A 24,118-nucleotide genomic window follows, 5' to 3' on the forward strand; every position below is an offset into this window, starting at 1 on the left:
CTCCCTCCCCACCGCACTGCGATGGACCAGATTCAGGAAGCCACCGCGGACTGGACGAGGCCCTCAATCGTGGTCTTCTCCTTGTCCGCGCCGAGGTAGCCGATTCCACGGTGGAGATGCACCACGAGCGTCCTGGCCACATTCTCGTCTGTGGGCTCCTCTCCATCAGCAATGCAGCGCTGCTTGAGGAGCGCCAGGTATAGGTCGCGGTGTTGCCCAGCGAACGTCTTCCAAGTCATCTCGACGTTGGAGTCGGTGACGATGTCCTTCACCAAGGGCGTCGACGGGTCCTGGAGGGACAGGGCGAGCGCCCAGCGGCAGAGAACGTTCCACTGGGGGATGCCGGTGGAGGCGGGGCGTTTCAGCCAAACCAACCGGTCCTTGGCCGGCTGGGACAGGCGGACGGTGTCAAGCGACATGGGAGGCTCCTGCATTCCACCAGTAACCTTCGACGACCTTGGTGGTGAAGTCCGTGTCGTCGTGGGCCAGCGTGTACATGTGGGCAACGGACTTCTTCAAGCGGCCCAGCAGGTACTCGTCGATCTCTTCGTCTGTTGAGAGGAGAAGGACCTGGTCGCTGGCGTAGGGGAAGTAGCGATCAACTAGGTGCTCCCGATGTCGGCTGTCCAGGCGGCCGAGCGGGGTGTCGATGACGCTGGGCAGGCGGTTACCGGCGACCTTCATCAAGCCCCAAAGGAGAGACACTGCCAGCAGTTGCCGCTCGCCTGCGCTGAGTCGTCCTGGATCGATTGCCTCGCCCTCGCTGTCGGACAGAGTGAGCGTGAACTTGTCGGTGTCGATTCGAAGGTCATGGACCAGCCCTTGCTTCCGCATGAGCTCTTTGAAGCTCTGCAGAACGGCGACCTCTAGGCTGCTGATGTGGCGCTCGAGGAGCGCTTCGCCGAAGCGCTCGAGAGTACTGCGGGCCTTCTCCGAGTACTTGATGATGCGCTCAACCTCTTCAGCCTTGACCTTGGTCTGGACGAAGTTTTTGTGAGCTCGTTCAAGGGCAGCAGCGACGTGTTCACGGCGCCGCTTCAGTTCCGCGATCTGCTGCTCATCACGCTCCATACCGCCCTGGATGCGAGTGACGTTCTGAGCTTGCTCATCACGTGCTCGCTGGAGCGCTTCCACCTTGCTCTGCTCCGGCACGCCGGCCAGCTGGCGGTCCAGCTGATCCAGTTCCTCCGCTGCGGACGCAGCCTGCTTCAGAAGCTCGTTCGCTCGGTTTGTGTCACGCGCGAGGCCCTCGTCCAAAGCTGAGAGCTGGGCCAGAGCGTTATGGGGAAGACCGAGGTTCACTTTGAGAGCAGTCGACTTCGAGCGCTTGGCTCTGTCCTGCTCCAGCTTCTTCATCACCTCGCCCCGGGCGTCTTCCGGCACCAGTTCGAGCAGCCATGCATCGCGCTCAGCCAGCACGTCGAGGACCTGGCTGGCCTCCGCGGCCGAGGACTCCTGCTTGGCCTGCTTCCGAAGTTCCTTCACCTGAGGCGCCATGAGTAGGAAGGGAAGCGGGCCGGCAGCAAGTTGGACCAGCGAGGCGCGGAGGTCAGACAGCTGGCTGGCGACTCGATCGCGTGCTGCGGTTAGCTCCTGGCGGCGCTCAAAGAGACCGCCGCCTTCCTTCTTGAACGATTCTTCCAGGCTGCCCAGTTTGCGCTCTGCTTCCCTCAGCGTCTTGCCGCGGGCAGCCCGTTCTTGCGCTGCCTGGTCCAGTTGCTGTTGGACAGAGGCGAGTTCCTGTTCCTGGTCATGGATATTGTCCATGAGGTGCTGCTCCTCATCGGACAGCTTCTGACGGCGTTGCAGGGCGAGGAGGTCGGTGCGGAGCTGTTCGACCGTGCTGACGCCAAGCAGCGACTGCACCGCCGATTCAATGACCGTGGCTGCCCGCTCCGGGTCGGCAAGGGATTCGATCTTCTCCCCATCGAAGAAGGACAGAGATGCGACTTCCAGCGGGAGGAGGTCCTCAACATGGTCGGCCCATCCCTCGCTGAGGATCCGGCTGAACTTTGGGTCAGCCTTCGCGCGACGCGAGTTTTGGATCTTGCTGCCGTACTCCTCGTCGACGAAGACGTTGAGGAACTCCTTCAGCGATTTACCGCTGACGTGCCAACTGCGGACGACCTTGTAGTAGTGCTCCGTGGCATCGACCGTGACGGTGAACTCCAAGGTGATCGACGATCCGCGGCTCGGGTCGTGCTGGCGGTTGATGCTCTCGCGGAGATAGGTGTCGTACGCCTTGTTGCCTCGGCCGCTGCACCGCGCGCGAGGGCCGTACAGAACCAGCTGGATGGCATCGAGCAGGGTCGTCTTCCCGCAGCCGTTGAGACCACCGATCAGGATGATCGGCCGATTGTTCTTCACGCTGAGGTCGAGAGACTGCTTGCCTCGGTATGCCCCGAATTCTTCTAGGGTGATCTTATGCAGGAGCATCGATACTGGTTTCGTCCTCGAAGGTCGGGTTGGTCGCTACTTCTTTGCGCCACTGCTTCTTGCGCTGCGCAAAAGCGAAGGCGTCGTCTCGGTCTTCGTAGAAGCCCTTCTGGACAGCCGATTCGAGTGCCTGGAAGAGCCCGGAACGGCGGGTCATGGTGCGGTACTTACGCTCCACAGCAAGCAGCTCTCGCACCATGTCGTAGTGCACCTGGTCGTCGCCGCAAATCTCCTTGAGGAGCTGCATTTCGTCGGCGCCCATGACGAGTTGCTCATCGAGGGGGCCGCCAGGGAAGTCTTCACCCGTTGCTTGCTTGTAGATCGTCGGCACGCTGTCTTCGACCTCATGCTTGTCGAAGACCCAGATGCGGCGGATCTCGTGCAGCTCGTCGAGCGTGATCAGCTCGATATTGCGGACGTGCTCGGGGGCCTTCGCTCTGATCCAAGTCTGGGCTGAGAGGAGGTCTTTGAGCCACTTCTCGCGAAAGTCCTGGAGGTATGGGCCGTGGACGACCACATCCTCGCCATCGCTTCGGCGCGTGAAGAGGTTCACCTGCCCGTTCATCCGGCGGAAGTCGCGCGCGTCCCTGTCCGGGCGGGGGTGCGGGAGCTTCTTGCCTGGCTGGTAGTCGGGGTCGTCCTTGTCCTTGACCAAGCCAAAGGGCGAATCGAGCTTGTCTCGCAGCTCGAGGAGGGGGAGCATCCACTCCTTCTCCTCGTCATTCCGGATCATGGCAGCCATGGACTTGTCCTGCTCGACCAGGGTGCAGGTCCAGCAGCCGAAACGGCTGGAGCCGCACGACGGGGTGGTCGAGTCGACGACGAGCGGACACTCGCCGTCCTCGGAGGCGCCCTGGTACATGCTGAGCAGGTCGTGATTGTTGTAGCCCCAGGGGTTGGGCTTCTGCATCAGGAATTCCCACACGTCGTCATTGGTCCAGTCTTCGACTGGGCTGTAAACGAGCGAGTTGGGCAGGTTGGCATTAGGTGAGAGGCGGTCCCGGACACGGCGCTTCTCGTGCTTCTCCATCGCGCGGGCGCGAGCCTGGCTCTCCGTCTTCCGGATACCGAGGACCATGATGGCCTCGCCGTGAGCAGCCACGACGTTACGGATGAAGGAGTTCGAGGGCTTGATCTTCAGGCGCTCAGTGCACCACCGGAACTTCGGACGCGGGGCGGGGTAGCCGCGACCAATGAGGTTGACCCAGAAGGTGTCCTTGATCTCCGGGGTCAGCCGGTGAGGCTGGATGGGGAGGTTCTGCGCGGTGGCGGCCTTCTCCATCGTCTCCAGGGAAGTGGTGACCCACGCTGCGACCACAGGGTTCTCGACCAGGGTGTCCGTACTGATGACGTGCACCGCCTTGGCCAGCTTCTCGGCCGGCAGTTCTTTGAGCGCAGTCCAGACCAGCTGCAAGACAGCAGTGGAGTCCTTGCCGCCGCTGTAGCCGATGACCCAAGGAACCTCGTCCGCGGTGTACAGCTCGCGGATCTCCTCGGCGAGCTCGTCGGTCACCTCGTCGAGCGAGCGGCCGTCGAATGGCAGACGCCGGACGGAGGGGATGCCAAGAGGCAGAGGGATGGTCATGCGTCGCCTCGCAGGTAAGCGTCTTCCACCCGCTGTTCCTCGGGGCTGAGCTCGAGGCCAAGGTGGATACGCAGGTAGTTCACGGTAAGGGTCACGTTCTGGTGGCTCTTGGATACACGGCCGCCGACGATGGCACGCCCTTCCCAGTCTGTGTTCGACCGGGTCCAGTCCACCGTCTTCAGAGGGGCGAGCTGCTTCTTCCACTTGGAAGGCGCAACCGACTCCCTGAACAAGGAATTCCCGATGCGTCCGAGGGCGTGGAGAGCGATGCCGTGGCTGTGGATGAAGTCGCGGCGCATCTCCGTTGCGGAGAGCTCCCGCTCCCGAACCATGGCCCATTCTGGCAGGGCTTTGTCGATCTCCTCCCAGTACGACTGGGCCAGATCGACCGCTGCCTCGTGCTTGAACGTCAGCCCCTGGAGGAGGGATTGGGTGCCGTAGTAGAGGGCACTCAAGGTGAACATCATCCGCGAGCGCGCGGAGAGGTTGCTCTTCTCCATCTCGACGTAGCCCTTGAAGATGCGCGAGCGGCCAGCCATGACGCGTACGACCTGAGAGGACGGATCCCGGTGGTCGTAGAGCACGCCGATAGAGCGCGCCGGGCGAATCGCGTGCCGGTTGAGGTCGGCAAACATCTGCTGGGACCGAGCCAGCCCCGCATCGTGGAAGAAGACAACTGCGATCGTCTCTTCGCCGAGGTCAGGGTTCTCCTTGAGGGCGAGCTCAATGGCGGCGCGACGGTGCTGACCGTCGTTGATCAGGAACCGGGAGTCCATAGGAATGCGCAGCTGGCCCGTGCGGAAGCCGGTTCCGTCGGGGCTGTGGCTCTCGAACTCCATGATCCCGTCGACGGAGGCAGTGAGAGCACTGAAGACGTAATCATCCGGATTGTCCAAGATGTACTTGGAGAGCGCCGGAAGGCGCCCCTTGTTCAGGATGCGCTGCGCCCGTAGCTCGGCAGACAGTTCGTCCTCGTCGAAGGTGAAGATCTTGGGGATGACGCGTAGCGGGCACATCGAGACGTAGTACTCCCGACCCGCCTGGATGCCGCGGATCGCCGGGAAGGTGTACTCGAACCCGGCGGATGCGCGTGGGGCGACTACTCGGGTCGCAGGTGCCACAGCTTCGTTCTCCACTTCGGCGACTTTAACGTACTCGCAGTGACTGTCGGCTCTCGGTTGACGTACCAGCGCTTCCTTCAGTGTGTGCAAGCGCGGCGGAGGTAGTGCATGTCATCGCCGGGCTGCGCGTGCCGTACTTGGCGTATCGCCACCCACAGGGATGACGTGAGCCGAGGTTGGTGTTGAGGTACGTCGTAAGGTCCTGCTGTGCGTTTGCACGTCACGTGTGTACGTTAACGGATTGACGTACGTGGTGACAGGAAAACGTCTTAGAAGTGGGTGGCTGTTGTGGTGGCGTATTTGGACGCGGCGGCGACGACGCGGGTGGACCCTCGTGTTGCTGACGTGGTGCTGCACTGGATGACCGAAGACTTCGGGAACGCGGGCAGCCGTACCCACGAGTACGGGACGCGGGCGAAGGCGGCGGTTCAGGAGGCGCGGACCTTCCTAGCGGAAACGGTCGGAGCCAAACCGGAGGAGGTCATCTTCACCAGCGGAGCGACGGAGTCCAACAACATCGCTCTCCTGGGCATGGCGCCGTACGGGGAGAAGCATCAGCGGCGCCACATCATCACGTCCGCCATCGAGCACAAAGCGGTCATCGAACCCCTCATGCACCTGCAGAGCAACGGCTTCGAGGTTGACTTTCTGGAGCCTGGACCGTCTGGCAGGGTCACGACGGAAGCTGTGCTGGAGAAGCTCCGCCCGGACACTCTCCTGGTCTCTTTGATGCATGTGAACAACGAGACCGGAGTGATCCAGCCAGTCGCCGAGCTCGCAGAGAAGCTTCGGGAGACTTCCACCTATTTCCATGTCGACGCGGCTCAGGGCTACGGCAAGCTCCCCGAGGACCTCAAGGCCCCCATCGACTTGATCAGCATCAGCGGCCACAAGGTCGGAGCGCCGAAGGGCGTGGGAGCTCTAGTGACTCGCCGGCGCGGCTGGGACAAAGCTCCTCTGGAGCCCATCATGTTCGGAGGCGGCCAGGAGCGAAAGCTCCGGCCCGGCACGCTCCCCGTACCTCTGATCATGGGTCTCTATGAGGCAGCGAAGATCTTTCAAGAGGGACAGGAGCGCTGGGAGCGAGATGCCCTTGCAATGCGCGAGCGCATGCTTACCGCCCTTGGCAAGACCGTCTTCCACATCAACGGGGACACTGAGCACAGCGTGCCGCACATCCTCAATGTGACCTTCGAGGGGCTCAATGCGGAAGCGCTGATCGTGAGGCTGAAAGAACAGATCGCCGTCGCGACGGGCTCAGCGTGCACCAGTGCCTCGTACACACCGAGTCACGTACTAATGGCCATGGGGCTACCGAAGGAGGTAGCTACCAACGGGCTGCGCTTCTCCTGGTTCCCGAGCCAGGTCGCCGACTTCGACCCGGAGGAGTTCGTGGCGACGGTCGTGCGGATGCAACCGACCGCCTCTTGAGTCGGCTGAAGACGCCAGTCAGCCTGTTGTGCGGCGCACCAGCCGGTGCCCGCGCAGCTCACGGCCACATCTGATCAGCTCGGTTTCCCATCCGTTCTCGGTACCGATGAGGTGTGGGTGCTCGTAGAGCCCCGCCCTCACCTCGGACTCGGTGAGCCGCCGGTAACGGGGCACGTCGGGGTCGTCCGGGGTGAGGAATTCGTGCTTGCGGTGGAGCAGCGGACGGTTGGCGGAGTTCGCGTACGACGTGTGTGACGTCTCAAGGGTCTTCAAGTCGACCTGGTAGGAGGAGAGGATCCGCGGGTGCGGATCCTTGTCGAAGTCTGGGTAGTCGAGCCAAGAGACCGCGCGCCCCTGGTGCCTCAGCTTGGCTACTGTCCAGTCCTGCGGGCGGCCGGCGGCGATCGACGCGCAGTGCTCGTACAGCCTTAGCACGGTGGGCATTTGGTCCAGGGCTCTTCGGTGCACGTATAGGGCTGTTGGCGTCAGCTTTCCGACCTGTGACGCATTCATCGCGCCGCGTACGTATGCGTCATCGCGGAGCTTGAGGAGCAGACGGTCTGAACGCTGGCAGGCTTCCTTGTAGGACGTGAAGAAGGCGCGTACGTCCAACTGCACACTTTCCGGGAGGTTGCTGAACGGGCCGCGGCCGTTGAAGAGTTCCACAGCTAGGTAGAGCAGGGTGTTCAGGGTCGAGCGCTTGGCCCCCTCGGAGATCTTGTCGGCGTCGGCTGAGTCTCGGACGAGACGCTTGAGCTCGTTCGGCTTGAGGTGTGCCAGGAGCTCCGCGGTGGCACGCGGCATCTCGTCGATGCGGGGAGGGCGGCCTCGCCGCTCCACGTAGTCCACGAGTGCGGTGATTGCGGTCGCAGTGTCTTCAGATGCAAGCCATTCGGCATCTGGGACGATCCGCTGCGCGAGGTAGCTGAGACGGGCGGCATCTTCCTTGAAGGCGTAGACGATGCCGGGGGACGCCGAGACGACCCGGGCCCCCGTGACCTCCTCGACGTACGAGCGCAGCTCGCTGGCGCCGTAAAGGTGCTGGAACGTCTGGCGGCTGGTGAGCAGGCCATCGCCGAAGGTCTCGCCGCGAACTTTGGACTTCTCCCAGGTAAGGCGAGCGGAGACGATCAGGACGGTAGTTGCCAGCTCCCAGGCTTGCTTCAGGGTCTCCCGGCGTTCTGCGGGGTCCTCGATCACGTTCAGCACGTAGGTGAGGAGGACGACGGATGAGGGTTCGACGCGGGAGCCAGAGCGGTAGTACGGATCCCATCCGGTGATCTTGCAGTCGAGTCGTTCTAGAGCCCGGACATCGTCACCGCGGCCGCAGCCGTAGTCGAGAACTGTTCGGTCCGGGGTGAGTTGCCTGTCGGCGAGGGCCTGACGGGCGGGTACGGACAGGGTTGCGCGGCCGATGGCTGTACGACGGCGGTCGCTGTTCCAGGTCTCCTGCATCGAGCCTCGCTGCGTCTCAGGTGCTGGTAACAAGCGTAGTCAGGGGAATTGGCCGACAGGAGACTTTCGAGGAGGCAGGGCCGAGTCCTGAGCTCGACCTGAGGCGTCCTTGACCAGTCGGCGTGTGCCTGATGCGCTTGGACAGTCGGGTATCGATTTCGGGGGTCCCTTGGTGTCCAGGCTGGTTCCACCTGCGCTCTCACGGGTCGCCGACAGGAGCATGGTGGCCGTATGAGACTCCGGCGTGGACTCGCGATCGCCGGCGTCGCCGGAGGCGGTGCTGTGACCACGCTGCTGGTCGGGCTCGTCACCAATGCCGTGTCCAACGAGTCGCGGTGGCCCGGCTGGTTGGGGTGGTTACAGGAGCATGCCTGGTTCTCGTTCGTCGTGTTGGGCGTGACGATGGCGGGGCTGACGGCCCTGCTCGCCGGGCTCTCCGAGGCTCGGCCTCCTACCACGCCGGGGCGATCGGAGGATGGAGCGGGGCCACCGGGAGCCGCCCAGGTGCTGCGTTCGTTGCCACGCGACATCGCCGCGTTCACCGACCGTGTCGGGGAACTGGAACAGCTGATGGGCTCCGTGCAGGCCTCGCAGGAGCGTGGTGAGGGGCTGCCGGTTCATGTGATTGACGGGATGCCGGGCGTCGGGAAGACCACTTTCGCCGTGCACGCCGGGCACCTGCTCTCCGAGCGGTTTCCCGATGGTCAGCTCTTCGTGAACCTCAACGGGTACACGCCGGGGCGCACTCCGGTGCAGGCCGGCGAGGCGCTCGCCTCGCTTCTCGCGGCCGCCGGCGTGCCGACGCAGCAGATACCCGTCGGGGACGACGTCGGAGCGGTCACGGAGGCCCGGGCCGCCATGTGGCGGAGCAGGCTCGCGGACAAGAAGGCGCTGCTGATCCTCGACAACGCGGCCAGCTACCGGCAGCTGGAGCCACTGCTCCCCGGTGGGAGCGGGTGCCTGGTGTTGGTGACCAGCCGCAGGCGGCTGGTGGCGAGCGAGGAGGTGGTCATGTCAGTGGAGGCGCTACCGCCGGATCACGCGGTCGACCTCTTCGTGAGGCTCAGTGGGCGGCCGGCTGACGGGATCGACCGGGGTGTGGTGGACGAACTGGTGCGACTGTGCGGGTGTCTGCCGCTGGGGGTGTCGCTGCTCGCGGCACGGCTGCGGCACCATCCGTCCTGGACCGCCGAGGACCTGCGCGGGCGGCTGGTGGCGGCGCGGGACCGGCTGGGAGAGCTGCGGGCCGGGGAACGCGCCGTCACCGCGACGTTCGATCTGTCCTACCGGGATCTCGCGCCGGAGCGGCAGCGCTTCTTCAGACAGCTCGGCTTCTTCCCGGGCACCGATCTCGACGCGCACGTCGGCGCGGCCCTGGGTGAGGTTCCGGTGCTGGTGGCCCGTCGGCACCTCGAGGCGCTCTACGACGACCACCTGATCGACGAGCAGCCGGGTAGCCGATACCGACTGCACGATCTCCTTCGCGACTACGCCCGGGGCCTCGCCGTCGAAGGGGACAGCATGGATGATCACGTACAGGCCGTCCAGCGTGTATGCACCTACTACCTGGCCGCTCTCGCCGTCGCGAACGGGCACATCGTGCGCAGCGGAGCCGCGGTGCCTCCGGCGCCGGACGGCGCCTCGCGGGTAGAGACTCCGGCCATGGAATCGCGGGCGGGCGCCCTGAGCTGGCTGGAGGCCGAGCGGGCCAACATCCTCGCCTCCGTCCGGCAGGCGAACGGTCTCGCCCTGTACGACCTCGTGGTCCGGCTCGCCGCGGCCATGGCGCCCTTCCTGCGTCAGGCCGGCCCCTGGGACCAGGCCGTCGGGCTGCACCGGACCGCCGCCGAGGCCGCCCGCCACACCGGCGATCAGAGGGCCCGGGGTGACGCTCTCGCCGAACTTGGTGTCGTACGCCGCTTCATGGCGGCCTATCCGCAGGCGATCGAGGCACTGAACGACGCCGTGACGGCGTACGAAGCGGTCGACGAGCGGCGGGGCAAGGCGGACGCTCTGAACCAGCTCGGCATCGTCTGGTACCTGACCGCGGACAACGAGGACGCGTCCCGCGCCCAGGCCGAGGCCCTCTCCCTCTACCGTGAGCTGGACTACCGGCTCGGACAGGCGAACGCTCTGGCCGATCTCGGCATGACACACCGGCAGATGAGCCGGTTCGACGCCGCGGTGGAGGCGCAGAGCGAGGCTCTGACGATCTACCGGGAGCTCGGTGACCGGTACGGGGAGGCGAACTCCCTGCGGGACCTGGGCGTCGTGCACTGCCTCATGGGTGCTTATGAAGTGGCGGCTCGGCATCACCAGGAAGCGTTCGACATCTACCTGGAGCTGGACGACCGTGAGCACCAGGCCTACGCGCTCAACGAGTTGGGCGTCGTCCGGCGGCTGACCGGAGACATCGAGGGAGCGCGGACGGCACACAGACAGGCCTTGACGCACTTCACCGAGCTTGGTGACCGGTTCGGCCGCGCCAACAGCATCCGCCACCTGGGCGCCGTGGAACGTGTGGCCGGGGATGCGACCGAGGCGATCCGGCTTCTGGAGGAGGCCCTGGAGGTCTACCGCGAGCTCGGCAGTCGCGGAGGTGAGGCCGCCTCGCTGAGCGAGCTGGGCGCGGCTCGCAGCATCGTCGGTGAGAGCGACGGAGCGGTCGAGGCGTTCCAGGATGGACTGCGGATCCTCCGAGGCCTGGGCGACCGGTGCGGGGAGGCGGAGGTGCTGAACCACTGGGGCATGCTGCTGCTCAACTCCGGTGAACCGACAACCGCCCGCCAGCACTTCGATCAGGCCCTCACGCTCGCGCGGGACATCCGCTGCCCGTTGGAGGAGGCGCGGGCACTGGAGGGCATCGGCCGCTGCGACTGGACGGTTGACGGGCCTGGTCACGGCGTGGGCTCGCTGCGAGCCGCCGTGACCGTGTACCGGCGGTTGGGAGTGAGCGCGGCCGTGGACGACATTGAGCAGTTGCTGGTGTAGCGGTCCGGTTGGCCCCGACCATGTGGCCGAATTCCCTGTGCCGGGTGAGTTGTTGAGGCTGCTACGGTTCCGGCTGGTCTGTCGCTTCAACCCCGTCTCACCGTGCCGCCTCCGGTACGTACCTCGCGAGGAGCGTTGGATGCCGTCACCCACGTCCGTCACTGAGCCGCACACCATCACGGCCGTCAGCCCCGCGGCAGCGGAGCCGACGGCGGCCGGCACCGCCGTCCTGGACCGCGTGGCCGCCCGCGTCCGGCAGCGGCTGGAGGCGGAGGAGACCGCGGAGGGCATGACGGGACGGTTCGGCGACGGTTCCCACGCGGCCTCGCTCATCTGGCCCTGGCCGCTGTGAGCACGTCCGGTCGATGACAGAACCCGAAGGCCTCGCACCTTTCCGAACGTTCATCCTCAAGGTCGCCAACCGCTGCAACATCGACTGCGACTACTGCTTCGTCTTCAACTCCAGGGACCAGGCGGCGCGGCGCCTTCCCGCCCGCATGGACCTCGCCGTGGCCCGGGCCGCTGCCCGGCGGATCGGTGAGCACGCCTCCGCGCACGACCTTCGGACCATCCACGTCGTACTGCACGGCGGGGAGCCGCTGCTCGTCGGCGTAGAGCACATGGCCGGTCTGCTGGAGTCGGTCCGGGAGGGTGCGCCGGCCGGGAGCCAGGTTCTTTTCGAGCTCCAGACCAACGGAACGCTTCTGTCCGGCGCCTGGCTGGACCTCTTCGAGCGGTACGAGGTCGCGGTCGGCGTCAGCCTCGACGGGCCACCGCGTGCGAACGACCGGCACAGGTTGACCCACGCTGGGCGGTCGAGCGCTGCCTCGGCGGTGCAAGGCATCGAACTCCTGCGGTCGCGGCCGCACCTGTTCGCGGGACTGCTCGCCGTCGTGGACCTGGCCAATGACCCTGCCGAGGTCCACGACTACCTGGCGGCCTTCGAACCGCCCGTGATCGACTTCGGTCTGCCGCACGCGACCCACGACGACCCGCCGTTCCGCACCGACCCTGGCCTGCCCGAGTACGGGCTGTGGATGAGCAGGGTGTACGACGCCTGGCTCGCCCGCCCCGAGTACCGGCACAGCGTCCGGATGCTGGAGGACATCGTGGCCCTCAGCTCCGGCGTGCGCGGCTCGGTGGAGACGCTCGGCCTGGCCCCGCCGACGAGCGTCGTGATCGAGTCCGACGGCTCCGTCGAGGCGGTGGACACCCTGCGGTCGGTGGAGGAGGGCGCCTCCTGGCTCGGGCTCGACGTCCTCCGCCACTCCTTCGACGAAGCGCTGTCGCATCCGAAGCTGCTGCACCGGCAGCACGGGAGGAACGCGCTGGCTGAAGAGTGCCGCGCCTGCCCGCTCGTGGACGTCTGCGGTGGCGGCTACCTCCCACACCGCTTCAGTGCCGCCCGCGGCTACCGGAACCCGTCCGTCTACTGCGCGGACCTGGAGTACCTCATCCGGCACGTCCAGGGCTCTTTGCGGGAGTACGGCTGGAATCCCCAGACGGGGGCTGCCGCGTCACCGTAGGCACCTGTGCCGTACCGCCGCGTGGGGGCGCGCGTTGGTACGAACGAGTGGGGTAGCGACAGAAGCAACCGAGGAACGAGAGGGAGGCAGCGATGAGCGTGACGATCCGCCCTGCGGAGAAGCGGGACGTCCCGGCCATGGCCGAGCTGATCGAGGAGATCGAGCGGTACTACGGCACGACCGACGCCGACATCCAGCCGCTGGACGAACGCCGCATCCAGGTCGAGGAGGCCCTTTTCGGCTCGCCGCCGCTGGCCTCCGCGCTGCTGGTCGAGGACGACGCCGGGGACATCGTCGGACTCGCCGCCTACTCCTTTCTCTGGCCGGCCGCCGGCTCCACCCACTCCCTGTTCCTGAAGGAGCTGTACGTCCGCGGCACCCTGCGCCGACAGGGCATCGGTGCCCGCCTCATGGGCGAACTCCGTGCCCTGGCCGCCGCACGACCCGGCTGCAGCCGGGTCGAATGGATGGCTGACCGCGACAACCCAGGCGCACCGGCCTTCTACGAGGCACTCGGGTTCACCGAGTCGGACGGGAAGATCGTCTACCGGGTCGCCTCCGGCAACGCGTGAGGTGAGTGCGGCTGTGAAGGAGGAGCGCTGCGAGGAGTGCGGCGGCCGGGTCGTCATCGGGCTTGGGTGCGACTGCCCGCCGGACTCATCACCTTCGGTGGGCTCTCGTGCCGTGTCGACGACCGTGAAGAGGGAGTGGCGTGCGCATCCGGATGACACGATCCTGATCTCTCCCGGGGAGTGCGCGCACCTGCCAGGCTGGTGCGACCACATGACCGAGGACGACGTTCGGCCCCCGCGGTGGGGGTGGATCCCGAATCCTCCGCACGGACTGTGGGAACGGTTGAGCAGCACCTACCCGGCGACTGCCACCGCGGGCAATCCGAAGCGGACGGCCGTGCGGCGGTGCAGCACCTGCGAGGCGAACCTCGCCCAGGGCTGATCGCCGCCCTCCACGACGGCTCTGCTCTCGCTTCGGTGGGCGCGGCCGCACCTGCCGACAGCCACGCCCGCCCGATTGGAATCAGCAGGGATGTCAGTAGGTGATGACGAGCCGCGCGGAGGGGCGGTCGATCACGGCTCCGTCGACAAGATCGCTGTCCGGCGTGTCCGCGGGGTAGGCGGTGATCACGGGGTCGACGGTCCTTGCCGGGCTCCAGGCACGGATCTGTGCGCAGATCCGCTCGGCGAGCTCGGCGCCGGCGGGTCCGTAGCCGACGGCTCCCAACCTGAACCGGGGTTCGGCGCCCTGGTCTTCGGCGGTCCGCTCCAGAGTGAGATAGGCGATGGAGCCCCCCTCGACGAGGGCGGGGCTCAGGGCAGGTGCGGCGGGGCGATGGAGGCCGGCCTCCATCGCCGCGGCCTTCGCGGTGATGCGGCAGGTCGCTCGCTCGGCGGCGCTCAGGCGCAGCCAGACGCCGTCGAAGGACTCGACGGAGCCGACTGTCGCCTCCGTCCAGACGACCGACTTCGGACGGGTGAGGACGTCGCGCAGGAGGTCGGGGGCGACGGGCTGGTCCTCGTCCCAGTAGAGCCTGACGAGCCGGTTGTCGTCGATGTAGTCGTCGCGCTCCCCGTCCTGGCCGATCACCGGGAGGAAGCCGCACATCCTGACGGAGTCGGACCGCATCAGGTCCTTCTCCCGTCGGAACGCCACGGACCTGGACAGCCCGCGCCATCGCAGCGGGACCACGAGGCGTCCGCCGACGGCGAGCTGGTCCCACCAGGCGCCGGGGAGATCCCACATGCCGACGGCCGCGATCATCCGGTCGTAGGGACCGAACTCCGGGGCGCCCAGGGCGCCGTCCCTCGTGACCACGCGAACGTCGCTGTATCCGTTCGCGTCCAGCATCCGGCGGGCGTAGGCGGTCACGTCGGGCGCGATGTCGCACGTGGTGACCTCTCCGGACGTCCCGGTGAGGTGCTTGAGCAGGGCGGCGTTGTAACCGGTGCCGGCGCCGATCTCGAAGACGTTGTCGCCTTCACGGACCGCGAGCTGGACCAGCATGAAGTGCACGACGTCGGGCTGGGAGGCGCAGCTCAGCGGAAGTGCGTCCTCGTCCGGGTTCGCCTTGATGGTCACGCTCTTGTTGGCATACGCCTCCTCGACGGTCGCGTCGGGGAGGAAGGCGTGGCGGGGTACGGTCCGCATGGCGGTTTCGACGCGTGCGTCGCGGAGGCCGGAGACCTCCTGCTTCAGGATGGCGTCGACCAGGCGGTTGCGCAGGTCCTCGGGGGAGGCACCGGTGGTGTTGTTCATCGCGTCCTTCCGGAAGGTGCCCGGCCGTGCGTACGGCAGGGGCAGATCGTACTCATTCGCTGTGGTTCGGGGTGCGGTTCGCGGCGTCATCCCGCCACGAGCAGGCAGCGGTCCCAGGGGGCGGTGATCGCCGTGTTGGCGGGGTCGCTGAGGCGGACCAGATGAACGCCCGACGTGCCGTCCATGAGGCCGACGCCGTCCGGTGGTCCGCTGTGGTCCAGGTGCTCGTCGAGCCGGATCCGCAGACGAGGCAGGTGTCCCGCGAGCTCGTCGTCGACGGCGTCGGCGGCGGCCCGGGAGGCGGTCTGTATGAGCCCCGCCCAGCCGTGACAGAGGGACGCGTCGCTGAGCTGGGCGAGTTGCTGGTCGTCGGCCAGGCATCCAACCAGGGCCTGTTCGGCCTGGCGTTGCCGGTCGCGGTCGCCGAGGGCGATACCGGCGAGTTGTTGGGCGCGGGCGATGCCGGGGGTGCCGTAGCACCAGGACGGGCGTCCGGGGCCTTTGTGCTGGAGAACGCCGCGCCGGTGTTCGGCTCGGGTGATCAGGTCCGGCCACCAGGCGCGCGTGCCGGTGCCCTCGCGCCACCGATCAAGCCGTTCGCAGATCCGGATGATGGCCTGCCGCTGGCCGGGCACCGTGTGGCCATGACGCATGGCCGTGGCCAGTAGTGCGAGCGGTCCGCTGATGCCGTGGGCCAGGCCGAAGTTCAGGTGTCCGCCGGGCCATCGCGGCGACGGGCGCAGATCGGGGCTGTCGCTGGTCCACCAGCCAGGGAGGAGCTGGGCCTCGACGGTGATCGGTTCGGTAAGCCGCACCAGGTAGGTGAGGGTGTCCCGCAGCTCTGTCCGGTGGCCGCGGTGCAGGTGGTACACGCCCAGCCCGGTCAGTCCGCTGATGAGGTCGTACTCGCCCAGGTTGGGCAGCGCGCCGCGGTCGATGCGCGCGTGTGCCCGCCAGAGGTGGTGGTGTGTGACGTCCGCCAGGTGTGTGTCCAGGGTCGCCAGGGCACGGTTGGCGGTGTCGGTGTGCGTGAAACTGAGGACGTACGCGACGGCCGGGGCGCCCTCGTACAGGCCGCATGCTTCGGGAGCGGCCTGGATCGGGCCCTTGACCATGGCGGCGGCCCACGGCCGGAGCGCGTCCCTGTCGTCTTCTCCGGTGCGGGTCCTGACGGCATGTAACAGAGCGGCTCCCGCGGCACCGGAGTACAGCGACTGGCCCCAGCCGGGTCTCGTGGGTGTGGGCGGCGTGTCGTGGCTCATGGACGGCTTTCCCTTGGCCATGCGGCCCACGCGACGGTGGACTGACGGGCCAGGCGGCGGCAGATCCCCTCGTCCTCACGGTCCAGGCCACGCAGGCGGTTGTGGTGCATGTGAAGCAGGGACTCCAGGACGGAGTCGCGGTCCATGCCCTCGGCGAGGTGCTCGCGATACAGCGCCAGGGCCGCGGCGCGGCGGTGCCAGGCGCCGGCCAGCGCTTCGCTCCAGCCGCGGGCCCGGGGCGTGGCGTGGCGAACGAGTTCGATGGTCTGGTCTCTGACACCTCGCTCGCCGCGGGTCCCAGGCGCGGGGCGGCTCGCCAGCCAGCGCATACCCTCGTCGGGGCCGAGCAGGCCGCGCGCGATGTCCACCATGCCGACCGCGGCCAGCGCACGCCCGTCGATGTCGCCGACGCCGTCGGCTCGCAGGCCCCGCAGTGCGGCGAGGGCGTAGGCCGAGTCGGCCGTGAACACCGCCTCGGCACCGCGGAGGGCGGCGCCGGGGCCGTAGCGGCCGACCTCCGGGGTGTAGGTGTCGAACACGAGTCGACTGCTGAACCCCTCGCGGCGCAGCGCCGCGGCCCATCGGGCGACGAGCTCGGTGCAGGCCGCGTACTGCCCGGGGCTGCGGGTGCGGATGCGCAGGCGCAGATGGTCGAGGTCGTGCGGGCTGCGGTACCGGACGAACCACCACTCGGGTGCGTCGGGGAGCTGGGCCGTGAGCTGCGCGAGGTGGGTGCCAATCAGCTCCTCGAACTGGTCGGGGTGGGTGTAGATCTTGGCGTTCAGCCAGGGTGCCCACACCGACCCCGGTACGGGTCCGAGGGTGCTGTTGGTGAGCACGGGGAGGAGGCCGGAGAGCGGGCCAGGGGCTGGCGGGCGCGTGCTGGTCATCGGCAGGGCGATCTCGTGGACGTGGCCGTCGATCCAGCCGTAGCTCTCCTCGGGTGGCGCCTCGGTGAGCACGGCCTGGCCTTCCCGGGCGAGGTGGGCGCGTAGGACGGCGACGTGGGCCGGCACGTCGAGCCGCAGCCGCCGCGTCCGGTCGTCCTCTCGTAGCTCGACGGCACCGTGGCAGTGCCACCGCTTCCGCCACCGGCCGAGGGCGTCCGCCCACTCGCGCGTCTCCGCTCCACGACCTGGCAGAGCGTCTGCGGTCAGGTTCCAGCGGCTGGGCGAGAGGATCACGCGCCCGTGGCGGACGCGGGGCAGGAAGGGCAGCCGCGCGCCGTGCGGTCCCCAGTCGAAGCCGGTCCAGGCGGGGCCGAAGGCGCGGGTCAGATGCGCCAGGAACCGGGCCAGGGGCGGGGGTTGCTTGTCCAGGGCCATGGCGTGGAAGACCTGCGGGTCCACCACGCGGCGGCGGGAGATGCTGACCAGGTACAGGCGGGTGTGCGTGGCCGTGACCGCGAGGTCGTCGACATCGATGAGCGTCGGCCCGGTGTCGGCGGGGCCGCGGTGCTCGCCCAGCGGGATCACGTGCGGGAGATAGGCGGGGACGCGGGCGACGTTCTCGGTGTGCGGGTACAGCGGCGGAAAGGAGAGCTGGGCGGTCAGCGCGTTCTCGACGCTCGCGGGGACCTGGCGGTAGATCTCGTCGAGGCCGGAGCCGGTGGCGACCGGTGAGAATCGGGAGGTGAGCGTTCCCGCCGCGCGTGCCGGCGTCACGGTGAGCGTGAAGTCCCCGCGTTCCAGCGCGGGCAGGCTGTGGGCGTGCAGGCGCGCGCACATCTCCACGTGGGGCGGCGCCTCCTGCGCGGCCATCGTCTCGTCGGCCAGACGCTCGACCAGGTCGTCGGTGAGGACGATCTCCCTGTCGCCGTCGGCGAGCGCCTGCCAGGCCGTGGCCAGCAGTCGCTCGTCGCGCTCGGAGACCACCGGTGGCGGCGCGGTCCTGCGGCTGCCGGGGTACTCGGCCGGGTAGCCGAGCCCGGAGGCCGGGTCGACGACCTCCTTGACCGGCACCAGCGTGCCGGTGCCGTACCGCTCCCAGAAGGCGACCTGGTACTCCTTCCACACACCCTGGCCGGTCGGTCGGCGCGTCAGCCTCAGCAGCACATCGGCGGCTCGTTCCATCTCGAGCGCGACGCTCTCGGGTATTCGTACCTCGGCGTCCAGCCGCAGGTCGATGGCCAGCGGGTTTCGCCCCGCGCCGGAGAGCCGGCGCAAGTGGGCTGTCAGCGCATCCCGTTGCGGCCCTTGGTGGGTGGCGGGAAGCCGGTTGTGCTCGTGCACGGCACGTTGCACCGCTTCCAGTTCGTCCAGAACCTTCGCGACCTCCGGCACCGTACCGGCGTCCGCGACGTGGAGTCGTTCGATCAGGTGGGACAGCGGATCGATGTCGGTCATCGGCGGGCGCAGGCTGGTGATCAGGAACTTCTCGCGCACGAGCTCGCCGAGCAGTGTGCCGATGTGCCGCGGCTCGGTTCGGGGAAAGGAGGCGGCCAACTGCTCCGCGAGGACGGCGAAGCGGACCGGCTCCCGCGCGAGGTTCTCGATCAGGCGGACCGCGCTGGTACGCCGGACGGTGGCCCCCATCGGTCCACCGTGCGGGACGTGCAAGCGTCCTCCTCGGCGTGCCGCCAGGTTGTTCAGCACCACGTCCAGGCTTTCCAGCAGGTCGGGGCACGCCTCCAGGCGGACGACGACGTCGTCCAGCCACTCGGTGTCCACCCGTGCCACGGCCCAGTGCGCTTCTCCCCATCTCGCGTACGGCGTGGACCCCACGCTGACCGGCGCCACCCCGGCGAAGAGGCCGAACGGGGTCGGTCGCCCGGTGGCTCGCAGCACGTAGCGGACGGTGGCCAGGGCTGCGCGCTGGACCTGCTTGGGGCGTGCCGGCTGCCCGGCGAGGATCGTGTCGACCCGCGCGGCGAGGTCACCGCTCGTCTGCCGAACGGCGTCGGCGAATCGCTGGTCGGCCCATACCTGCTTCAGCCACCTGCCGCACGCGTCCGTGTCCGAAGGATCGGGCCACCATCCCGGCAGACTCGTCAGTGGCATCGCGGCGGCCCGGAGCAGGGCCGTGCCCGTGTGCTGGTAGAGCCTTCCGTCACTTCCCATTTCCAGTGCCTCCGCCAAAGTGCTGTGACCGGGTGGGGCCGGGAGCGAAACCGCCCCCGGCCCCGCAGGAGCCGCTGTCAGACGGCGCTCGCGCAGGACGAGGCGCAGGACGGCTTGCAGCCGTCACCGGTGTCGCAGGCCCTGGGAAGCAGGTCGGAGTCGACCTCCGTGATGATGGTGAGGTCGATGTCGAAAGGGTCGGCAGGCCCCTCGATGGCGCCTGTCGCGACGGATGCATCGGTGCCGGCCGTTACCGGCGGCGGCGCGCTGATCGGGCTGAGTGTGGTTGCGGTCATCGCACTTCCTCTCGTGTCAGAAGGATCCGAACGGTTCGTCGTACTGCTGCCCGGCCGGTGTTCGGCTCGCCGCGCCGCGCACCGGCCGGGGTCCTGCTTTCGCGCCTGGCGGCGCGGCCCCTCTCCGGCTGATCGGATTCCGTGGGGGATGTGGATTCGGAGCATCCGGAGAGGGGGGTCGAGGACACGGGCCGGAGCTACCGGATCTGGCCCGCGTAGAGCGTGGTCAACGCAGTGCCGGTCACCAGGACAGGCAGGAACAGCACCTGGAAGGAGCCGAAGCCGAACCGGCCGACGTACTTCGCCGGATGCCGCAGTGCTCGTCCAACCTGGTCCAGTCGCTGGCGGAGAAACCCTTGCCGCACGGTGGTCATCACGCCGCCGGCCTCCGTGAGCCCGTGGCGTCGGCGGCCTCAGCAGGTGACGGGGGCAAACAGCCGTTCAACGCCAGGCGCGTGCCTGAGGACATCTCGCTCGGTGCGGTCTGCCTCGCTCTGCAGCTCATTCCGTGTCACCTCCAGCCGGTGGGCCGAGGCGCCAGGCCGGCGCCTCGAAGAAGAGCCTCGTCGGGTGCAGTTGGCGGGGGTACGCCGTCAGTACGCCGTTCGCACGCCGTCCGGCGGGCGCGAAGAGGCGGAGGCGCGGCGTACCGCCGCGGCTCGCGCGTGGGGAGGCTGGTCGGTCCCGTGCCTACCGGAAACGAGAAGTGGCGATGGACGCGGTGGATGAACAACCCCTCTGCAGGCGGACCCCTGTACGACGCCGTTGGGTGAAGCTGACCGAGTGTGCCGAGCCCGCGGGACTCGCGCGCCGACATGTTCGCGAGGCCCTTGCTGGATGCGCCCGGCCGGAGCGGGTCGAGGACGCCGTTCTGGTCGCCTCGGAGCTGGTGGGCAACGCGGTCAGACACACGGCCGGCGGTCCCGACCGCATGTGTGTGGAGGTCTACCGGAACGTGGCCGTGCTACGGGTCCTTGACTGGGGACGGGAGGTGTCCAGGGTCCGGGCACGGTCCGCGGAGATGTCGCTGGCAGAACTGGCGGACAGTGGTCTCGGGCTGCTGCTCGTGGAGGCCCTGACCTCCGGGTGGTTGGCCCGGCCGACCGCGATCGGCAAGGAAGTGGTCGTGGTTCTCGCCCTGGATGCCGGAGCGCTATCCGAGCGGGACGTTCTTCCGTACATCCCAGCGGTACGTCCGCCCCTCTCGGCGGAGCTCCACCAGCTGGACAGCGGGGACGGAGAGTTCGACGGCGGGGAGAGCGCGGAGCCCTGAGACCGCCTTCACGACGGGGGCCGCGGGGCGCCGACGGTTGTTGTACGCGAGGCTCAGGTGCGGCCGGAAGGCGGACGTCGGCTTCTTCGGGGCCAGCCCGACGCCGCTCCCCGCCTCGGCCAGCGCGTGGTGCAGCCGCAGCAGGGGTTCCCAGGGGCCGAGGGACAGGCGGACGGCGCCTCGGGACCCAGCCAGCGGCATGGCGCGTATGGAGAACGCCGAGGGCAGCGACGCCTCGGCGTCCCGCGCCAGGCTGTGCAGCTGGCCGGGGGTGACGGCGTCCGGTGCTCCCACGCGGGCGAGGGTGATGTGCAGTCCGTCCGTCGGCACCGGGTCGAGGCCGAGCGGAACCAGCTCCTCCTGGCAGTGCCTGGCGAGAGCCGCGAGCCGCTGGTCGTCCGGGAAGGTCAGCATCCAGTAGTACGCCCGGCTGCCGTCCGACCAGCCGGGGCGTGCCCAGTGGTCGGTCATCTCGTCCAGTGCGCTGAACGCCGCCCAGTCGTGGGCCGCGGTGACCGCCGGATCGTGCGTGTCGGCGGGGGGCTCGGCGGGGAACGCGGCGGGATCGGCGCTGAGCAGGGGCACCCGACGTACTCCTTCGGCTTCACACTGCCCCGGCGTACGACGACTCCGACGGCGCCTACGACGCGGACGACGCCATGGCCAGGACCGCTGGCTGCGAGCTCCAGGTCCGGAACTCGTCGCCATAATCGCGCACGGCTGGGTGATCACACCACGGCCCGGCCTGCTCGCGCAGGTCACGGGAGCGTTGGTAGACGGAGCTGATCGGTGAGTCTCCGCACAGCTGGAGGGCCTCACGGCCCAGCGCCATCGCGTGGTCGATGTCAGGTGTGCGCTGCTGCAGCAGCGCGGTGGCGACGTCGAGGCGTACGAGCGAACGGCTCCAAGCGGAGGTCGAGTGCTCCACGAGGTCGTCGATGTGCTCGGCGTCGCGCAGTACCTGCGCCGTGTTGCGGAGCGCCACGTGTGACGTGACGGCGTTGGCCAGCGTCCGGGCCCGTCCGTACGGCTCAAAGGAGATGCAGGCGGTCAGCCCGGCAGGCACCTCGTGTAGGTCGGAGAGCTGGATCGCCTGTCCGATGGCCCGTTCAACGGCACGCCGGTCCCCGGTCTTGCCGAGGGCCCGGGCCCGGCCGTTGGCAAGCAGGCGGATGGACTGGGCGTGGCGCGGGGCTCGCTCGACGGCCGCGGCGGCGCAGGCGTCCGCTTCGTCGTACCGGCCGGCGTAGTAGAGGCTGAAGGAGAAAGTGCCGCACGCCCAGAGGTCGGTGTCGAGGTCGCCGATCTCACGGCTGAGGTCCCGGGCTTCGGTGCAGTACGCCTCCGAGAGCGCGAAGTCGCCCGTGTTCACGGCCATGTAGCCGAGCAGGCCGGAGGCGCGTGCGGCGAGACGGAAGAGTTCCCGACGCGCGCGTGGGGGCTGACGGCCGTCGAGGAGGGTGTGGGCGAGCTGCCGCACCTGGCGGGCCTGCGGACGGAGGACGTACGGCCCGTCCTGTTCGTACCGGCCGGCGATGCCCTGCAGGGAGGAGTCTAGGAAGGCGAGCGTCGCGTCGTCGGCGTTGCTGGCCGTGAGCTGCCGGGTCCGGGCAACGATGTCCAGTGGGTTCTCGTCGTCCTCGCGTGGCGGAGGGGGGCTCGGGGTCCGCCGGCGTGTGGGCGGCTGGCGCGTGTGGGGCTCCTCGGCGCGGTCGTGCGCGAGGTCGCCGTGGTCGTGCGTGAGGCCAACGTCGTAAGCGGAGTCGCCGTACGCGGAGTCGTCCTCGTACGCCGTGGAGAACAGCTCGGACACGGGCCTGCCCAGCATGTGCTCCAGCACCCGGCAGGCGTCAGGGCGGGGCAGAGTCAGTAACTCCCCGCCGTACCAGCGGTCGTACTGGCGTGGAGAGACCTGGAGAGACGCCAGGCGGGGGTCGCGGTCGAGCTCCGCCAGTCGGGCGGCGGCACGCTCGTACTGGGCGGCGAAGGCCTCGTGCGTCGTCAGGTGCCGTTGCTGCAGCAGCTGCCGGAACAGCGTTGTCCGTGGCATGGCCCACCCTCCCGGTGCGGCGTGCAGGACCGACGCGGAGGCACGTGCGGGTAGCAGGGCGTGACGCGTCGCCCATCGGTCGGCTGCGGCGCGCACCCGTGCGAACGCGCGCCGTGACTCCTGACAGCATGCCGACGCAACCACTAACTAGGCAATATGTCTTGAGAAGTTGACCCGAATGGCTTGTAGAGGCGTCGCCGGTACGGAGAGACTTCGAGCATGGCCTTGAAGAGAAGCCTGGTCCCGCAGTCCGTGTACCGGCGACAGCTCGCGGCACGGCTGAAGGAGCTGCGCGACGCGACCGGGCTCACCCTCACCGAGGTCGCCGATCAACTGGAGGTCAACCAGGGGTCGCTGAGCCGGATCGAGAACGGCGAACGCGGTACGACACCGGTCCTCGTCCGAGCCCTGCTGGACCTGTACGGCGTCGCAGACGAGGACCGACGCGCCGACGTGCTCGACCTCGTACGGGCGGACAAGGAACAGCAGAAGCCCTGGTGGCGGAAGTACTCCACGGTGCTCACCCCGACCCGCTACGACGGCTATCTCGCGCTGGAAGCCGGCGCGACGCATCTCGCCAACTACCAGCCGATGCTCGTGCCGGGGCTGCTCCAGACTGAGGACTACGCCCGCGCCGTGATCTCCCAGATGAGGAGGGACCTGTCCCCGCCGCAGGTCGAGTCCCTGGTCAGAGTCCGCATGGAGCGGCAGAACAGCCGCCTAGGTGGCGAAGCCCCCGCCAGACTCTGGGCGATCCTTGACGAAGCCGTGCTGCGCAGGACAGTCGGCTCCGCCGAGGTGATGCGCGACCAGGCTCGGAAGCTGGTGGAGGCGGGCGAGCAGCCGAACGTCACCGTGCAGCTGCTGCCGTTCTCGCTCGGCGCGCATCCAGGGTTGTATGGCCCGTTCGTCATCCTGACCTTTCCGCACCCCACGCCGGACCTGGTGTGGCTGGAGAATCCCAAGAACTCCGTGTATCTCGAGTCCCCGGAGGACGTGGAGAACTACACGGACATCTTCGACCAGTTGAGGGGCATCGCCCTCGACCCGTCGGAGACCCGCACCCGCATCGCACGCATCAACAAGGAGCTCGAAGAGTGAGCACGCCCGACATGACCGCCCCGCACGACGTCACGCCAGCTCAGCACGACGTCGATCTCACGCACGCGCGGTGGCGGAAGAGTTCGTACAGCGGGGGTGCTAACGACTGTGTGGAGGTCGCCGACCTCACCAACACGACGTGCTCCAGAGTCGCGATCCGCGACAGCAAGGCTCTGCAGGGGCCTGTGCTGATCGTCGCCGTGGACTCCTTCGCGGCGTTCATCCAAGGCGTCGATCACGCACCGCAGGGCGCGTAACCGC

General features: G+C 68.1%; 20 protein-coding genes. 8 read left to right on the forward strand and 12 right to left on the reverse strand.

Annotation, left to right across the window (positions count from 1 at the left end):
• Positions 1-32 precede the first annotated feature (32 nt).
• Genes dndE through dndB form a run of 4 tightly spaced genes read right to left on the reverse strand, consistent with a single transcriptional unit; the run spans position 33 to position 5,157 of the window.
• Positions 33-419 (reverse strand): DNA sulfur modification protein DndE, encoded by a 387-nt coding sequence (dndE, locus tag AB0958_RS08620; RefSeq protein ID WP_366889600.1) that lies wholly within the window; start codon positions 417-419, stop codon positions 33-35.
• Positions 409-2,436 carry a DNA sulfur modification protein DndD gene (gene dndD, locus AB0958_RS08625; protein WP_366889601.1) on the reverse strand — a complete coding sequence of 676 codons (2,028 nt, stop codon included), beginning with the start codon at positions 2,434-2,436 and terminating at the stop codon, positions 409-411. Before dndD ends, dndE begins: the two co-directional genes overlap by 11 nt.
• Complete coding sequence (gene dndC / locus AB0958_RS08630) at positions 2,423-4,021, reverse strand: DNA phosphorothioation system sulfurtransferase DndC (protein WP_366889602.1); 1,599 nt, start codon at positions 4,019-4,021, stop codon at positions 2,423-2,425. The genes dndD and dndC overlap by 14 nt, the downstream gene beginning before the upstream one ends.
• Entirely contained in the window at positions 4,018-5,157 is a 1,140-nt protein-coding gene (gene dndB, locus AB0958_RS08635) for a DNA sulfur modification protein DndB (protein ID WP_366889603.1), read from the reverse strand. The genes dndC and dndB overlap by 4 nt, the downstream gene beginning before the upstream one ends.
• A 264-nt stretch (positions 5,158-5,421) precedes the next feature.
• Here dndB and dndA point away from each other — a divergent pair, with 264 nt between their 5' ends.
• Complete coding sequence (dndA, locus tag AB0958_RS08640) at positions 5,422-6,573, forward strand: cysteine desulfurase DndA (RefSeq protein ID WP_366889604.1); 1,152 nt, start codon at positions 5,422-5,424, stop codon at positions 6,571-6,573.
• A gap of 18 nt (positions 6,574-6,591) precedes the next feature.
• Here the strand turns inward: dndA and AB0958_RS08645 are convergent, their stop codons facing one another.
• On the reverse strand, positions 6,592-8,028 hold the full coding sequence (locus tag AB0958_RS08645) for a DNA phosphorothioation-associated putative methyltransferase (protein WP_366889605.1): 1,437 nt from the start codon (positions 8,026-8,028) through the stop codon (positions 6,592-6,594).
• Positions 8,029-8,259: 231 nt separating this feature from the next.
• Here AB0958_RS08645 and haaT point away from each other — a divergent pair, with 231 nt between their 5' ends.
• From haaT to haaN, 4 genes are all read left to right on the forward strand, one after another.
• The gene (haaT, locus tag AB0958_RS08650) at positions 8,260-11,019 is read left to right on the forward strand and encodes a cyclophane-containing RiPP biosynthesis TPR protein HaaT (RefSeq protein ID WP_366889606.1); all 2,760 of its coding nucleotides are present in this window, start codon (positions 8,260-8,262) and stop codon (positions 11,017-11,019) included.
• A gap of 139 nt (positions 11,020-11,158) precedes the next feature.
• Complete coding sequence (gene haaA / locus AB0958_RS08655; RefSeq protein ID WP_366889607.1) at positions 11,159-11,371, forward strand: HaaA family cyclophane-containing RiPP peptide; 213 nt, start codon at positions 11,159-11,161, stop codon at positions 11,369-11,371.
• A 13-nt stretch (positions 11,372-11,384) separates the two neighbouring features.
• Entirely contained in the window at positions 11,385-12,545 is a 1,161-nt protein-coding gene (locus tag AB0958_RS08660; protein ID WP_366889608.1) for an FxsB family cyclophane-forming radical SAM/SPASM peptide maturase, read from the forward strand.
• Positions 12,546-12,637: 92 nt separating this feature from the next.
• Complete coding sequence (gene haaN, locus AB0958_RS08665; protein WP_366889609.1) at positions 12,638-13,117, forward strand: cyclophane-containing RiPP N-acetyltransferase HaaN; 480 nt, start codon at positions 12,638-12,640, stop codon at positions 13,115-13,117.
• A gap of 475 nt (positions 13,118-13,592) precedes the next feature.
• On the opposite strand, the gene fxlM is transcribed toward haaN, so the two are convergent.
• From fxlM to AB0958_RS08690, 5 genes are all read right to left on the reverse strand, one after another.
• Positions 13,593-14,816, reverse strand: coding sequence for a methyltransferase, FxLD system (gene fxlM / locus AB0958_RS08670; protein ID WP_366889610.1), 1,224 nt, complete (start codon positions 14,814-14,816; stop codon positions 13,593-13,595).
• Positions 14,817-14,902: 86 nt separating this feature from the next.
• Entirely contained in the window at positions 14,903-16,099 is a 1,197-nt protein-coding gene (locus tag AB0958_RS08675; protein ID WP_366889611.1) for a lanthionine synthetase C family protein, read from the reverse strand.
• Positions 16,075-19,137, reverse strand: a complete 3,063-nt coding sequence (locus tag AB0958_RS08680) for a lantibiotic dehydratase (RefSeq protein ID WP_366889612.1) — start codon at positions 19,135-19,137, stop codon at positions 16,075-16,077. The genes AB0958_RS08675 and AB0958_RS08680 overlap by 25 nt, the downstream gene beginning before the upstream one ends.
• A 77-nt stretch (positions 19,138-19,214) precedes the next feature.
• Positions 19,215-19,433, reverse strand: coding sequence for an FxLD family lanthipeptide (locus AB0958_RS08685; RefSeq protein ID WP_366889613.1), 219 nt, complete (start codon positions 19,431-19,433; stop codon positions 19,215-19,217).
• Between the two features lie 197 nt (positions 19,434-19,630).
• Positions 19,631-19,810, reverse strand: a complete 180-nt coding sequence (locus tag AB0958_RS08690) for a hypothetical protein (RefSeq protein ID WP_366889659.1) — start codon at positions 19,808-19,810, stop codon at positions 19,631-19,633.
• A gap of 335 nt (positions 19,811-20,145) precedes the next feature.
• Between AB0958_RS08690 and AB0958_RS08695 the strand changes: the two genes are divergently transcribed.
• On the forward strand, positions 20,146-20,706 hold the full coding sequence (locus tag AB0958_RS08695; RefSeq protein ID WP_366889614.1) for an ATP-binding protein: 561 nt from the start codon (positions 20,146-20,148) through the stop codon (positions 20,704-20,706).
• On the opposite strand, the gene AB0958_RS08700 is transcribed toward AB0958_RS08695, so the two are convergent.
• A complete protein-coding gene (locus tag AB0958_RS08700; RefSeq protein ID WP_366889615.1) occupies positions 20,587-21,291 on the reverse strand; it encodes a 2'-5' RNA ligase family protein in 705 nt (234 codons plus the stop codon). The two genes, AB0958_RS08695 and AB0958_RS08700, sit on opposite strands and share 120 nt — an antisense overlap.
• Positions 21,292-21,346: 55 nt before the next feature.
• Entirely contained in the window at positions 21,347-22,756 is a 1,410-nt protein-coding gene (locus AB0958_RS08705) for a hypothetical protein (RefSeq protein ID WP_366889616.1), read from the reverse strand.
• Between the two features lie 219 nt (positions 22,757-22,975).
• Here AB0958_RS08705 and AB0958_RS08710 point away from each other — a divergent pair, with 219 nt between their 5' ends.
• Together AB0958_RS08710 and AB0958_RS08715 are read left to right on the forward strand one after the other, a co-directional pair.
• Entirely contained in the window at positions 22,976-23,857 is an 882-nt protein-coding gene (locus AB0958_RS08710) for a helix-turn-helix transcriptional regulator (protein ID WP_366889617.1), read from the forward strand.
• Positions 23,854-24,114 carry a DUF397 domain-containing protein gene (locus AB0958_RS08715; protein WP_366889618.1) on the forward strand — a complete coding sequence of 87 codons (261 nt, stop codon included), beginning with the start codon at positions 23,854-23,856 and terminating at the stop codon, positions 24,112-24,114. Before AB0958_RS08710 ends, AB0958_RS08715 begins: the two co-directional genes overlap by 4 nt.
• The last annotated feature ends 4 nt before the right edge of the window (positions 24,115-24,118 follow it).

It is taken from the genome of Streptomyces sp. NPDC006655 (assembly GCF_040703965.1).
GTDB lineage: Bacteria > Actinomycetota > Actinomycetes > Streptomycetales > Streptomycetaceae > Streptomyces.